This window comes from Terribacillus aidingensis (genome assembly GCF_900215625.1).
GTDB classification, from domain to species: Bacteria; Bacillota; Bacilli; order Bacillales; family Amphibacillaceae; genus Terribacillus; species Terribacillus aidingensis.
In genome coordinates this window covers 1-12919 of sequence record NZ_OBEK01000004.1, presented here as the reverse complement: position 1 = coordinate 12919, position 12919 = coordinate 1, and the positions used below count along the sequence as shown (strand labels likewise).

General features: G+C 42.6%; 11 protein-coding genes, 10 tRNA genes and 1 rRNA gene. 2 read left to right on the top strand and 20 right to left on the bottom strand.

Going from position 1 to position 12919, the window contains the following annotated elements:
• Positions 1-72: 72 nt before the first annotated feature.
• Genes tsaD through tsaE form a run of 4 tightly spaced genes read right to left on the bottom strand, consistent with a single transcriptional unit; the run spans position 73 to position 2670 of the window.
• The gene (tsaD, locus tag CRO17_RS12620; RefSeq protein WP_179637039.1) at positions 73-1080 is read right to left on the bottom strand and encodes a tRNA (adenosine(37)-N6)-threonylcarbamoyltransferase complex transferase subunit TsaD; all 1008 of its coding nucleotides are present in this window, start codon (positions 1078-1080) and stop codon (positions 73-75) included.
• Positions 1077-1526: a ribosomal protein S18-alanine N-acetyltransferase gene (gene rimI, locus CRO17_RS12615; RefSeq protein ID WP_425444449.1), complete on the bottom strand. Its 450-nt coding sequence runs from the start codon at positions 1524-1526 to the stop codon at positions 1077-1079. Before rimI ends, tsaD begins: the two co-directional genes overlap by 4 nt.
• A complete protein-coding gene (gene tsaB / locus CRO17_RS12610; RefSeq protein ID WP_097042748.1) occupies positions 1523-2221 on the bottom strand; it encodes a tRNA (adenosine(37)-N6)-threonylcarbamoyltransferase complex dimerization subunit type 1 TsaB in 699 nt (232 codons plus the stop codon). Before tsaB ends, rimI begins: the two co-directional genes overlap by 4 nt.
• The gene (gene tsaE / locus CRO17_RS12605) at positions 2218-2670 is read right to left on the bottom strand and encodes a tRNA (adenosine(37)-N6)-threonylcarbamoyltransferase complex ATPase subunit type 1 TsaE (RefSeq protein ID WP_097042746.1); all 453 of its coding nucleotides are present in this window, start codon (positions 2668-2670) and stop codon (positions 2218-2220) included. The genes tsaB and tsaE overlap by 4 nt, the downstream gene beginning before the upstream one ends.
• Positions 2671-2814: 144 nt before the next feature.
• On the opposite strand from tsaE, the gene CRO17_RS12600 reads away from it, so the two are divergent.
• Entirely contained in the window at positions 2815-3597 is a 783-nt protein-coding gene (locus CRO17_RS12600) for a PP2C family serine/threonine-protein phosphatase (protein WP_097042744.1), read from the top strand.
• 45 nt (positions 3598-3642) lie between these two features.
• Here the strand turns inward: CRO17_RS12600 and CRO17_RS12595 are convergent.
• The 8 genes from CRO17_RS12595 to CRO17_RS12560 form a co-directional block, all read right to left on the bottom strand.
• A tRNA-Asp gene (locus CRO17_RS12595) sits at positions 3643-3719 on the bottom strand.
• Positions 3720-3811: 92 nt separating this feature from the next.
• Positions 3812-3886, bottom strand: a tRNA-Met gene (locus tag CRO17_RS12590).
• Positions 3887-3912: 26 nt separating this feature from the next.
• A 5S ribosomal RNA gene (rrf, locus tag CRO17_RS12585) occupies positions 3913-4025 on the bottom strand.
• A 437-nt stretch (positions 4026-4462) separates the two neighbouring features.
• Positions 4463-6352, bottom strand: a complete 1890-nt coding sequence (locus tag CRO17_RS12580) for an ABC transporter permease (protein WP_097042743.1) — start codon at positions 6350-6352, stop codon at positions 4463-4465.
• A complete protein-coding gene (locus CRO17_RS12575; protein WP_097042741.1) occupies positions 6327-7091 on the bottom strand; it encodes an ABC transporter ATP-binding protein in 765 nt (254 codons plus the stop codon). The genes CRO17_RS12580 and CRO17_RS12575 overlap by 26 nt, the downstream gene beginning before the upstream one ends.
• A gap of 79 nt (positions 7092-7170) precedes the next feature.
• Positions 7171-8172, bottom strand: a complete 1002-nt coding sequence (locus CRO17_RS12570) for a sensor histidine kinase (protein ID WP_097042739.1) — start codon at positions 8170-8172, stop codon at positions 7171-7173.
• The gene (locus tag CRO17_RS12565; protein ID WP_097042737.1) at positions 8169-8873 is read right to left on the bottom strand and encodes a response regulator transcription factor; all 705 of its coding nucleotides are present in this window, start codon (positions 8871-8873) and stop codon (positions 8169-8171) included. The genes CRO17_RS12570 and CRO17_RS12565 overlap by 4 nt, the downstream gene beginning before the upstream one ends.
• A 353-nt stretch (positions 8874-9226) precedes the next feature.
• Complete coding sequence (locus tag CRO17_RS12560; protein ID WP_097042736.1) at positions 9227-10162, bottom strand: NADP-dependent oxidoreductase; 936 nt, start codon at positions 10160-10162, stop codon at positions 9227-9229.
• A 362-nt stretch (positions 10163-10524) separates the two neighbouring features.
• Here CRO17_RS12560 and CRO17_RS12555 point away from each other — a divergent pair, with 362 nt between their 5' ends.
• Positions 10525-11985, top strand: a complete 1461-nt coding sequence (locus CRO17_RS12555) for a carbon starvation CstA family protein (RefSeq protein ID WP_097042734.1) — start codon at positions 10525-10527, stop codon at positions 11983-11985.
• A 168-nt stretch (positions 11986-12153) separates the two neighbouring features.
• Here the strand turns inward: CRO17_RS12555 and CRO17_RS12550 are convergent.
• The 8 genes from CRO17_RS12550 to CRO17_RS12515 form a co-directional block, all read right to left on the bottom strand.
• A tRNA-Leu gene (locus tag CRO17_RS12550) sits at positions 12154-12235 on the bottom strand.
• 15 nt (positions 12236-12250) lie between these two features.
• Positions 12251-12324 (bottom strand) — tRNA-Cys (locus CRO17_RS12545).
• A 4-nt stretch (positions 12325-12328) separates the two neighbouring features.
• A tRNA-Gly gene (locus CRO17_RS12540) sits at positions 12329-12403 on the bottom strand.
• Positions 12404-12476: 73 nt separating this feature from the next.
• Positions 12477-12549, bottom strand: a tRNA-His gene (locus CRO17_RS12535).
• 18 nt (positions 12550-12567) lie between these two features.
• Positions 12568-12641: transfer RNA gene (locus CRO17_RS12530), tRNA-Trp, on the bottom strand.
• Position 12642: 1 nt separating this feature from the next.
• Positions 12643-12728 (bottom strand) — tRNA-Tyr (locus tag CRO17_RS12525).
• Positions 12729-12736: 8 nt separating this feature from the next.
• Positions 12737-12809, bottom strand: a tRNA-Phe gene (locus tag CRO17_RS12520).
• 27 nt (positions 12810-12836) lie between these two features.
• Positions 12837-12913: transfer RNA gene (locus tag CRO17_RS12515), tRNA-Asp, on the bottom strand.
• Between the last annotated feature and the right edge of the window lie 6 nt (positions 12914-12919).

The following is a 12919-nucleotide window of genomic DNA, read 5'->3' as shown; positions in this document are numbered from 1 at the left end:
GTTATGCACAGGCGGATGCCTGTGCTGTGAATAAAAAAAGCATTGTTTCCCAGTCGGAAACAATGCTTTTTTTTATAATGGCATAGATGCCCTAGCGTTCATCGCCAAATCAGCAAATTTGCCTTGGTGATAAGAAATAGAAGCTGCTGCCCCAATCATTGCTGCATTGTCGGTACAAAGTGCAAGCGGCGGAATTAAAAGGTCAGCTTGCTTGTCCGCAAAAGCTTGCTCCAATGCTGCTCTTAGTCCGCTGTTAGCTGCAACGCCTCCAGCTACGATAACTTGCTTTGCACCATATTCTTCGGCCGCTCGTAGTGTCTTCCCGACGAGCACCTCTATAACACTTGCTTGAAAACTTGCCGCAACATCAGCAGGAGGATACGTCTCTCCTTTTTGCTTTGCATTGTGAAGTGTATTAATAACCGCCGACTTAAGTCCAGAGAAGCTAAAATCGTAACTCTCCGACTCCAGCCACGCACGAGGGAAGTCAATGGACTCCTTACCTTCTGCTGCCAGCTTATCGATGCGCGGTCCGCCTGGATAAGGCAGCTGCAACGTTCTGGCTACTTTATCATACGCTTCTCCTGCTGCATCATCACGTGTTTCTCCAATCACTTCAAAGCTGCCATGCTCTTTCATAAGAACCAACTCTGTATGTCCACCTGAAACAACTAACGCCAGCAGCGGAAATGCAAATTCCTGCTCCAGGCGGTTTGCGTAAATATGACCGGCAATATGATGTACCCCAATCAGCGGCTTGCCGATGGAAAAGGCCAAAGCTTTAGCGGCATTTACCCCGACGAGCAGTGCACCAATTAAACCTGGCCCTTGCGTTACCGCTATGGCATCCAAGTCTTTTTTCTCAACACCTGCTTGCTGGAGTGCCTCTTCAATGACGATTGTGATCTGCTCCACATGATGTCTGGAAGCAATCTCCGGCACAACACCGCCAAATCGTTTGTGACTCTCAATTTGGGAGGCTACAACATTGGAACGAATCACCGTGCCTCCCTCAATAACAGCAGCTGCAGTTTCATCACAGCTTGTTTCTATTGCTAAGATAAGTTCTGATGTTTTCATAAGTTCACCCACATTACAATCGCATCTTCTTGATTGTCTGTATAATAGTTTTTCCGTATACCGCCAGGCACTAAACCAAACTTGCGATATAAATGCTGCGCTGGCAGATTAGATACGCGTACTTCCAATGATAAACGATATGCTCCAGCGAGAATCGCCTGTTCCATCACATGAGCAAATAGTTTTTCTCCCAATTTCTTTCCTCGATAACTTGGCAAAATAGCAATATTCGTGATCTGTGCTTCATCAATAACAAGCCACATGCCGCAGTAACCAGCAATAACGCCCTCGTTTTCAATTACAAAATAACTCGCAAACGTATTTTCTGTAATCTCACGTTCAAAAATATCGATTGTCCACGGCGTTGCAAAAGATGCTGTCTCGATTGTGTAGACAGCCGGAATATCTGCTAATTGCATTTGACGAACGATTGGTTGCGCACTCACTTTTGCTGCTCCTGTTGTTTGAGCCAATTGGATTCCGCCTCCGTTAAACGAACATAATCCGGTACAATCTGGTGAAGATTATCCGCTTGTCTAGCTGCCCCTATTTGAGCAAGGACAGACGGACGCGCATAATGCATGCTATTTTCCGGTATTACCGCTTGATCACCAAGTGTTTCAGTAATGATATCTCGGTAAATTTCGATATCAGGACTCAAGAATAAAACCTTCTCACCCTTGTCCCTTAACTGTTCCAGCCACTCTGTAAACAGCGGATTGACTGCTTCTTCTACTTGTTCCATACTATTAGGGCTGCTGGCATATAAAGCTGTATATACTTGCCCTCTGCGCGCATCAAAAAACGGACACACATACCCAGAGAACAACTGTCCTTGGTAAGCAAGTGCCTCTAAACTTGAAACACCAATGACATCAATATCTAGAGCCCATGCCATTGTTTTGGCAGTTGCCATACTGATTCTTACGCCAGTATACGAACCCGGACCCTGTCCGACTACAATTCGATCCAAGTCCTCTGGAGCCGTCTTTGTTTCTTTCATCAGCTGTTCAATCGCAGGCAGCAATCGAACAGAGTGATCGCGGTGACCATGCATGACATGCTCACCTAATGTAATGCCATCCTTAACAATCGCTACGCCTAGCAGCTGATTGGATGTATCCATGGCTAATATAGTCATTTTGTTAACTCCTTACAAAGCTTTTCATAACGCTCGCCAACTGGCTGCAGCGTGATTGTCCTTGCCTCACCGTCATGTTTGAGTGTAAGCTCCAGTCGATCTTTCGGTAAGTAGTCGTCGATGAATTGCGCCCACTCGACAATGGTAACTCCTTCACCCGAAAAATACTCCTCAAAGCCTATATCTTCATCACTATTCTCCAGACGGTAGACATCCATATGATACAAAGGCAAACGGCCCTCGTATTCCTTAATAATGGTAAAGGTAGGACTGTTAATTGTACGTGTAACACCTAACCCGGCACCAATTGCTTTTGTCAGTGTCGTCTTCCCTGCACCAAGATCTCCTTCCATCGTGATAAGATCACCTGGCTGCAGTAATCCGGCTAATCGCTGGCCGAACATATTGGTTTCTTCTATTGTATGCATTGTCTTTTTAAAATGGGTCATTACCATCACCTGACTCGCTTTCATTTCTTGTTCATTTATTCATCATAGCAAAGTATAGCCTAAAAGCAAAAGCACCAGAAACAAAAAGGCTTTTCTGGTTTTATGGAGAATACATATACTAACAGCTAACAAAGGAGCATGCATATGGAAGCATTAGAGCAAATGTACAGTTACAGCTGGAATGGTGAAGTTAAATCCTACCTGGACCAAGTTGATTTAAGCAGTTACCAGCATATGTGGATCGGACGTTTCGGAGGAAGCATTCTGCACGGAGCTCACAAGAACGAAAACGCCTGTCTAATCCTAACAGGACCAGATTGGGAACTTGCTGTTATCATGGGTGCACAGCATACAGTTGAAAGTGCCGCTTTTATTGCTGACTCTCTCATGCTGAGACAGCGCAAAATTATTGAAACGCTTGATGAAGACACATCCAGCGCGATGAAGAAAATCGATAGTTTTCTGATGAGCATGTTTAACAGCGTACGATTCCGTTCCACAGCAGCTAAAGTGAACGGCAACAGCTCCTGCTTGATTAGCGTGCGCAAAGCAGGCTATTTATATTGGTTATCAATAGGAGACAATGCTCTTTTCCTCTTGCCGCCTTCCGAAGCGCACACAAGCTCTGTACAAATGAACCAGCAGCATCGATCTGGCTGGATTGGAGCCGACAATACATTTGACCAGGAAGTTCCGGCTTATAATATGGGAATCATACCTTTGTCTAAAGGACGTAATTCTATCCTGCTAACCACAAGCGGTCTGCAGCGCTTTCCTGTTTCACCATATAAGAATCCATCTCGGGTGCAGCGTGCTTTTACGAAGAGTGAGAGTGTGCCGCGTTTTCTGCATAGACTGCTCACGAATGCCCAGTCTGCAGGAGCAGTAGAAAGTATCACCTTAATCGGGTGGGAAATACACATATAAAAAAAGCTTTAGGATTGCTCCTAAAGCTTTTGAACATTTTATGTATGGCGGTCCGGACGGGACTCGAACCCGCGACCTCCTGCGTGACAGGCAGGCATTCTAACCAACTGAACTACCGGACCAATACTGCTACTATGTATTAGTGCAATGTAACAAAGTAAACCATTAAAAATTAATTGGTTGCACACTTCGTGTACTTCTATTAAAAATGATTTGGTTGCGGGGGCAGGATTTGAACCTGCGACCTTCGGGTTATGAGCCCGACGAGCTACCCCTGCTCCACCCCGCGATAATAATATGAAGGAAAATGTTTCGGCCTGGCAGCGTCCTACTCTCGCAGGGCGAACCCAACTACCATCGGCGCTGAAGAGCTTAACTGCTGTGTTCGGCATGGGAACAGGTGTGACCTCTTCGCTATTACCACCAGACCTCTTATGTATCTCGTCGCTTTTCTTAAGGACAAGTTATATTATATATGTTCTAGTGACTAAATGCAATAGTTTTTTTATTTTTTTTTTTTTTTTGTTATGACGTTCATTTGGCTATGTCCAATGACTTAACAAAGTCTTTATATAACAACCCTAACTATAATATACTGCACATCCAAAATACGCAACACTTTTTTATATAAGCATTAAATCTGGCAACACTCTTCTCCTAAGCATGCTTTTTTCTGCACACTTCTGTACTGACTACCTCTGCTCCTCGCCACATAATAAGTTAGAAGTTCCTGCTCCTTGTCTTTCCCTTTTCTACAAATTTGCTCATTCATGCAATAGCAAAAGCTGCTGGATACAGACAATATGCCAGCAGCTTTCAGGTTTCCCTTACCATGCAATAAACGCTGCACGTTAAGAAGTCTTTCCTAAAGTATCATTTTTTCAACCTGTTTCACGTAGAAGAATCGTACAATCAAGAAATAGATAACCTGGATCAATGCGAAGCATCCTAACACAAGTCCAGCTTCTGCTGTTAGATTGTAGTTAAACAAGCGCGATAATGCGGTTAATGCAACGGCGCCGTGGATAAGCGCGACCACAATTGGCGAGAAGAACAAAATAGCAATCTGTCGGGTAACGACCTTCTTCAGCTCAGGCTCTGTTAGTCCAATTTTGGCAATCGAGCGGAACTTGCGCTTCTCTTCATCTATATCCATAAATAATCGGAAATAAAGAAAGCTTCCAGCTGAGACAAAGAACACAATACCAATAAACAAACCGATAAATAGAATCGGTCCATATGCTTTATTGATTTCATAGAGTGCATAATCAACAGAAAAGACCTTATGCTCTACTTGCTGCTCTAACTTTTTCCCCGCTTCTATAACTTGCTCTTCGTTTGTTCCATTTACTTTCCATACCGCATTTGTCTCTGTTCTAACTGGTGATGTAAGCTGTTCATACACAGCGTCGCTTACGACATAGTAGCCATTCACTTCAGCTAATACAGCAGTTTTAATAACATTGCTTGGCTGAATCTCCTGTCCATTTTCTATTGGGACTCCTGATTTCATCAGCACTTCACTAGCTTTTTGCTGCGTCATCATCGCATCACTCTGCTCAATTATGATTGCCTCGTTATCCTCAGGATGAATCTCCTTTTCGTCAATCAAAGCCGCAAAACGATTGTAAACCGATGCTTTCGCGATTAATACAGTAAAATCACCTGTTGTGTCAAAATAGCTAAGCTCTGCCGTTTCCATTTTGGCATCTACGTTTTCTTCTTCCAAGATAGCATTAACTTGCTTCAAATCATTATCAATTACTTCTTTGCTGTCATCCAAAAACGGACTATACGTATAGGTGTAAGGATTCATCTCCTTTACTCCTTTGGTGAGGTAAGACTGAAATCCATAGAGTGCTCCAATCGCACTAAATGCAACCGTTGATATAATCGCCACCATAAAGAAGGTTCTGGCGTTATCCTTCATTCGGAAGGATAAATCAGAGAAAAATAACATATTTGTTTTGCGCCAGAAGATCGATTTGTTATTTTTTAAAAGACGGATGCAATACACACTCAATTGAGTAAATAAAATATACGTCCCTAGCGTAACGACGATTATGACTGGTATCATGGCTATAACAACTCCGAAGCCTTTCACAGCCAAAGCAGTACCATACCCTGCAATAAGCAGTAAAGCTGCAAGTATGGAAAGAATAATAGACGCTTTTGGTTCTCCCTTAGATTGCTTATCTCCTTTAATCAAATCTACTAATTTATTTGTGCGCAGAATGAATGCAACAAACATGGAGATACAGAAGAACAGAAGGATAAAGCTGACAAATGTCACCATAATCGCAAGCATTGGAAAATAAAAATCTAGCGATTCGTCAATGATAAGTACATTTTCCGCAATTAATAGAATTGCCTTTGCAAAAACCAAACCAGCTAAAATTCCGCCAACTGTAGAAAAGAATCCAATTAAGATATTCTCCAAAAATACCATTAGCCGAATTTGTTTATTAGAAGCACCAAGATTAATTAATAAACCGAATTCTTTCTTTCTCGATTGAATGAACGAGCTCATCGAATAGAGGATAAAGAAGAACGAAAACACATAAATGATTCCGCCAGAAGCCGCCATTCCGATTAGCGCATTCTTATTAATCGAACCGTCCGAAAACACTGGATGGAATGCAAAGATGGCAAAAGTGAAAAATACCATCACCGTAAACATACTGCTGAGGAAATAAGCAATGTACAGTCGTTTGTTGCGCAATACGTTCCTAAACGCGAACTGACGAAAAGTCATTGCCGTCTCCCCCCATCAGTGACAGCATATCAATGATCTTCTGGAAGAATGCCTGCCTGCTCTCTCCGCGGCGAATTTCGGAATGCAGCTTCCCATCCCGGATAAACACCACGCGATCCGAATAACTGGCCGCTTGCGGATCATGCGTTACCAGTAACAAGCTTGTTTTATTGTTTTCATTAATCGACACGAGCATTTTCATAACATCTTTAGACGCTTTTGAATCTAAGTTACCTGTTGGCTCATCGGCTAACAGCAGTTTCGGCTCATGAACCATCGCCCGCGCAATTGCTACGCGCTGCGCCTGTCCTCCGGAAATCTCATAAGTGCGCTTGTTCATGATGGCATCTATACCAAGGCTCTCTGCAATAGCTTGCGCTTTTTGCTGCATATCACTAACACGAGCTCCATCCAATGTGAGCGGCAGCACAATATTTTCTTGAACCGTAAGTGTATGCAATAAGTTAAAGTCCTGAAAAATAAACCCTAATTCGTTACGACGAAATTTAGCCAAAGCATTTTTCTTCAGCTGATGCGGATTTTTCCCTTCCAGTTCTACTTGTCCAGTCGTCGGGGCATCATTTGTGGATATAATATTCAGCAGTGTTGTTTTTCCGCTTCCGGATGGTCCCATAATGGCAACAAATTCGCCTTTTTCTACCTCTAAGTTAATATCCGTCAGGGCACGATACGCTACTTTACCTTCGTAAACCTTACTTACTTTTATAAGATTAAGCATCATTCATTCTCCTCTCTATTACGCTCCTAGCATATCCCGTTTGCTGTATGTCGCACTATCGATTATGCTTTCATGAACCTTACATCGTTGTAAGGTTCTGCGTTTTAGAGAAAATGATGCGAAAAGTTGTACCTTCTCCTACAACTGACTCCATTTCAAGGCGATGTTCCAGTATATCCGCAACCTCTTTAACCAAATACAATCCCATACCTGTTGATTCCCGATATGTACGCCCATTCTCTCCGGTATAAAATTTGTTAAAAATACGTTTTCGATCAACTACAGGAATTCCAATTCCAAAGTCCTTCACTTCCAATACAAGCTCGCCGGCTCTTTCATAAAGCGACAGCAAAATATGATTGGATTTACCAGCTGAGTACTTCACTGCATTATGCACAAGCTGCGACAACATGAAAAACAGCCACTTCTCGTCCGTCTCTGCCATAGCTCCGGCTCTTTCTTCTTTCAGCTGCGGATACACTTCATTTCGGATATAGTACCGCTTGTTTTCCTGGTTCACTTCATGGACCAGCTTAGAAAGAGCAACCGGCTTAATATGAAAATCTTCTGTAATGGTGCGAAGCCTGGCTAAATAAAGCACCGTATTCAAACCATCCCGCATGCGGTCCGTTTCTTCCCGGATACTGGACGATTCTGGCTCATCTAATGTTTGCGCCGACAGTTCAATAACAGAGAGCGGTGTCTTCATTTGATGAACCCAGCGATCCATAAATAACACATGCTCCTCCTGCCTTTCTTCTCCTTTTCGGAGCTCCTCTTGATATAAACGATACTGAGAAGTTAGCAATTGATCCAATGCTTCTGAAATCGGAGCTCGCTCCGTCGTTTCTAAAGAACCATCAAGAGTGGCTAATGAATTTTGCAGCCTTTGATAAAAGCTTCTCCTGCTCACATATCGGTAAACAAGAAATACTGTTACGAGTAAACACGTCAGAAAGAAAGCGTATATGCTTACACCTGTATTCCGATAGCCGTCTAACCAAAATAGTACAGGGACGATAGCACATTGGCAGAGCTGGACCACAATCAGCAGCACATGCTCACGAAGAAATAACTTCATGCTTTCTCCTCTTTCCATGTAATGCGTAACCGATATCCCGCTCCTCTGACAGTCTCCACTGCATCTTCAATGCCGATTTCTTGGAACTTATTACGCACACGCGCGACATTCACATTTAATGTATTTTCATCCACATAAGCTTGGGCATCCCATAATTTTGCCAGCAAATCCTGCCGGCCAGCAACACGAGGATATCGCTCCAGCAGACTTTCAATAATATCGGTTTCTTTCTTTGTTAGCTGCGTTGATTGGCTGCCAAATCGAAGTTCCAATCGTTCCGGATAAAAATGCAATCCATCTTGGAGAAGCACTCTCTCCTCATTCTTTGCTGCATACTCTCCATATGCTCGACGCAATTGACTTCTGATTTTGGCCATCACGATATCCGGGTGAAATGGCTTTGTAATAAAGTCATCTCCTCCATTCTCAATTGCCATCACTTGATCCATCTCACCAGTCCGAGCCGAAATAAAAATAACTGGACAGATGGACGCTTGTCTAATTTGTCTGCACCAATAATACCCGTCATAACGAGGCAGATTAATATCCAGCAATACCAAATCAGGCTGTGCATCTAAAAACGCAGCCAATATATGTTCAAAATCTGGTGCGATTATTACTTTGTATCCGTATTTTCCAATATGAGAACATAAGTGTTCCGCAATTTTCATGTCATCTTCAATGATCATTATTTTTTTCATACTTTATGCCCCCTGCTTAATTCATTCCAATATCATCTTATCATTGAATCCCATTAGATTGTTGCTTCAGCGAAATCGTTTCTGTATGTACGAAAATCTAACACTTTGTTAGAATCCCTTTCAAGAAGATCTGTATAAATTCTTACTTAACTTGTAATCCACTATAAAGCTCTGCCATGATTTGATTAAAAATATCAGGCAGGACTCCAAACATCAAACATCTAAATATTCGCCAAACAAAGTTGGCAACATAAAAAGACTCTAACCTTACGTTAGAGTCTAAAGTTGATAGCTTGATTAGCTGTATAGCGATATCAATTACTGTGCTATCTTAAGTTCAGGCCTTACACCGTTTATTTAACTTTAACTACAATTTTCCCTTTGGCATGATGTGTCTCACTTAGCTCATGTGCTTTTTGTAACTCTTCTGCGGAAAATCCATATACACTGCCTACCTGAGGCTTGAGTATACCTTTTTCAAGTAATTCCCCTAACTCAGCTAATTGTTTACCATTTGGCGTTAACCAATAGGAGCTTGCTGTTACTTGATGCTTTTCTGCTAATCCTTCATCAGGTTGTCCGGCGATTGTTACTAGTCTGCCGCCAGGCTTTAATACTTGGATGCTTTCATTTAAGATGTCGCCGCCCATTGTATCGACTACTGCATCGTAATCACTTAATACTTCTTCAAACTGTTGTGTGCGGTAATTGATGAATTCATCTGCACCCAGCTCTTTTACGTACGCTTCATTTTTTTCACTCGCAGTAGTAGCAACATAAGCACCCAAATGTTTTGCCATTTGAATGGCCAAGCTTCCTACACCGCCAGCACCAGCTTGGATAAGTACTTTATCTCCTTGCTTAACTTTTGTGTTGTCCACTAAACATTGCCAAGCGGTTAACCCTGCTAGCGGAATAGAGGCAGCTTCTTCAAATGTCAGGTTGCTAGGCTTTTTTGCCAGCAATTCCTCATCCACAGTCGTAAATTCCGCATAAGTACCTTCGCGGGTAGTATCCGGCCGCGCAAAGACTTCATCTCCAACCTGATAATTCTTCACTTCACTTCCAACTTCCACAATCTTCCCAGCAACATCCCAGCCAAGGATAATAGGGAATGACCAATCAAGCATTTGCTTCAAGTACCCTGCACGAAGCTTCCAATCAATCGGATTAATAGAAGTAGCATAAACCTCAACAAGTACTTGGTTTGCTTTAATCTCTGGTTTCGGCAGCTCTTGCTCTACCAATACATCTTTACTGCCATATTCATTGATAATAACTGCACGCATGTATTGCACTCCCTTATCTAAATGGTATCTGCAAGATTTAGTATTAGTTGCTTCCTACAAAGTCATTCCTTTTGACAGAGCTTCCTAAACAATTATTATTGCAAGCTTTATAAGAATTTAAAATAAACTAAAGTGCTTTAACTATTTCAATTTGGAATAACGGTTCTGACACCTTTAGGACCCAATTTTCATTTCCGCCTGTTAAGCTGCCACTTTTGTCATTGTGTTCCTAAATTTGCTCTTCTGCAGGAAAAGTCCGTATTCTGATGCATCTGAATTAGTAATAAATAGTTGGATTTTTGAATGTCTTTTGTAATATAATAATGAAAACGTTTACAATTGTAATGATGGAGGGGAATACTATGGTTACTTTTTTTGTTGCGATACTAGCATTGGTTGCAGCGTATTTCACCTATGGCAAATACGTTGAGAAAGTATTTGGACCGAATGAACAACGACAGACACCAGCGTATGCTAATAAAGATGGTGTCGATTATGTACCAATGAACAAGCAGAAAAATGCATTAATTCAATTATTGAATATTGCCGGTACTGGCCCTATCTTTGGTCCAATTATGGGTGCATTGTATGGTCCAGCTGCATTCTTATGGATTGTGTTAGGTTCTATCTTCGCTGGCGCGGTACATGATTACTTAACTGGTATGATCTCCATTCGCAATCGAGGTGCTCATATTCCAGAACTTGCCGGAAAGTTTTTAGGAAAAGTTTCCCGTCATTTAGTGAACGTATTTGCTTTACTTCTTTTATTACTGGTTGGTACCGTATTTGTTACGACACCAGCAACATTACTGCATAACTTAATTGATGGCAAAGTTGCCTTGATAGCTATTATTTTTGTTATCTTTGCTTATTATATTTTGTCTACCATTCTTCCAATCGATAAAATTATAGGTCGCATCTATCCGTTCCTCGGGGCGCTACTACTCCTTGGTACAATTGGCGTAGGTGCAGCATTGTTAATTAAAGGCTATACGATTCCAGAATTATCACTAACCAACATGCACCCGGCTGACTTGCCTATTTTCCCAATATTATTCTTAACGATTACTTGTGGTGCCTTATCAGGATTTCATGCAACACAATCCCCACTTATCTCAAGAACCACTCAAAATGAAAAACAAGGCCGTTACATTTTCTACGGCATGATGATCGCCGAAGGTATTATTGCTATGATATGGGCAGCAGCCGCAATGACTGTATTTGACGGACAAAGTCTTCAAGAATTAATAAATGAAGGCACAGCCTCCCTAGTAGTGAATGAAGTCTCCATGACCTTGCTAGGAGCAGTTGGCGGTACGATAGCCGTTCTTGGTGCCGTAGTGTTACCAATTACCTCTGGAGATACGGCGTTCCGAGCAGCACGTAATATTATTGCCGATTACATCAGCATGAACCAGACCAAAATGGCAAAACGGTTAGCAATCGCGATTCCTATGTTTTTGGTTTCCTACTGGTTAACAACCATTGATTTTAATATTCTATGGCGCTACTTCTCATTTGCCAACCAAGGAACTGCAGCACTCGCTCTTTGGATCGGCACGATGTATCTGTTTGTAAAAAAGAAAAATTACTTCATCGCACTAATACCAGCAGTATTCATTTCCGATATGGTGTTAACTTACATTCTATACGATAGTAATCTTGGATTTGGTTTATCGTATCAAGCAGCACATACAGGCGGAATTATTATGACAGCCGCCATCACCGCTCTGTTCTTCTGGAAAGGAAGCAAAAATAAAAAAGAGAACGTAGCTGTCGACATGGAAGTACCTCCTCTTCGTAAAGCTGAGAAAATAAATTAATCAAAAAGGAGTTAGGTGAGCGAATTCACCTAACTCCTTTTCTTCTAGAAACTATAACCTCCGACGCATACGATTTTGATCATCTTCGTCGTGAACTTAAATGAACGAAAAAAGACCCTAACATTGAGTTAGAGTCTTTTTTGACAGCTTTTGCATGCTGCCTGATGATACCGGTGGCCGGGGTCGAACCGGCACTCCTTACGGAACACGATTTTGAGTCGTGCGCGTCTGCCAATTCCGCCACACCGGCATATTGAAAATTCAATGGAGGCGGCAACCGGATTTGAACCGGTGATCAAGGTGTTGCAGACCTTTGCCTTACCACTTGGCTATGCCGCCAATTTGGAGCGGAAGACGGGATTCGAACCCGCGACCCCCACCTTGGCAAGGTGATGTTCTACCACTGAACTACTTCCGCATAAGATATAGGTATCGGATTCCATTAGGAATCCATACCTGTTTCTTGGCTATAGCCTAAAAGCTATATAGAGGGCGATCGATGGGGATTGAACCCACGAATGCCGGAGCCACAATCCGGTGCGTTAACCACTTCGCCACGACCGCCATGGAATTAAAATAAAATGGCAGGGGTAGTAGGAGTTGAACCCACATCGACGGTTTTGGAGACCGTTGTTCTACCATTGAACTATACCCCTATGGTGGAGGGAGTAGGACTCGAACCTACGAACCCGATGGGAGCGGATTTACAGTCCGCCGCGTTTGGCCAACTTCGCTATCCCTCCGATTAGAGTGGCTCGGGACGGAATCGAACCGCCGACACACGGATTTTCAGTCCGTTGCTCTACCGACTGAGCTACCGAGCCATATGTAAGATATACATGTTGTATAAGTGGCGGTCCGGACGGGACTCGAACCCGCGACCTCCTGCGTGACAGGCAGGCATTCTAACCAACTGAACTACCGGACCACTTAA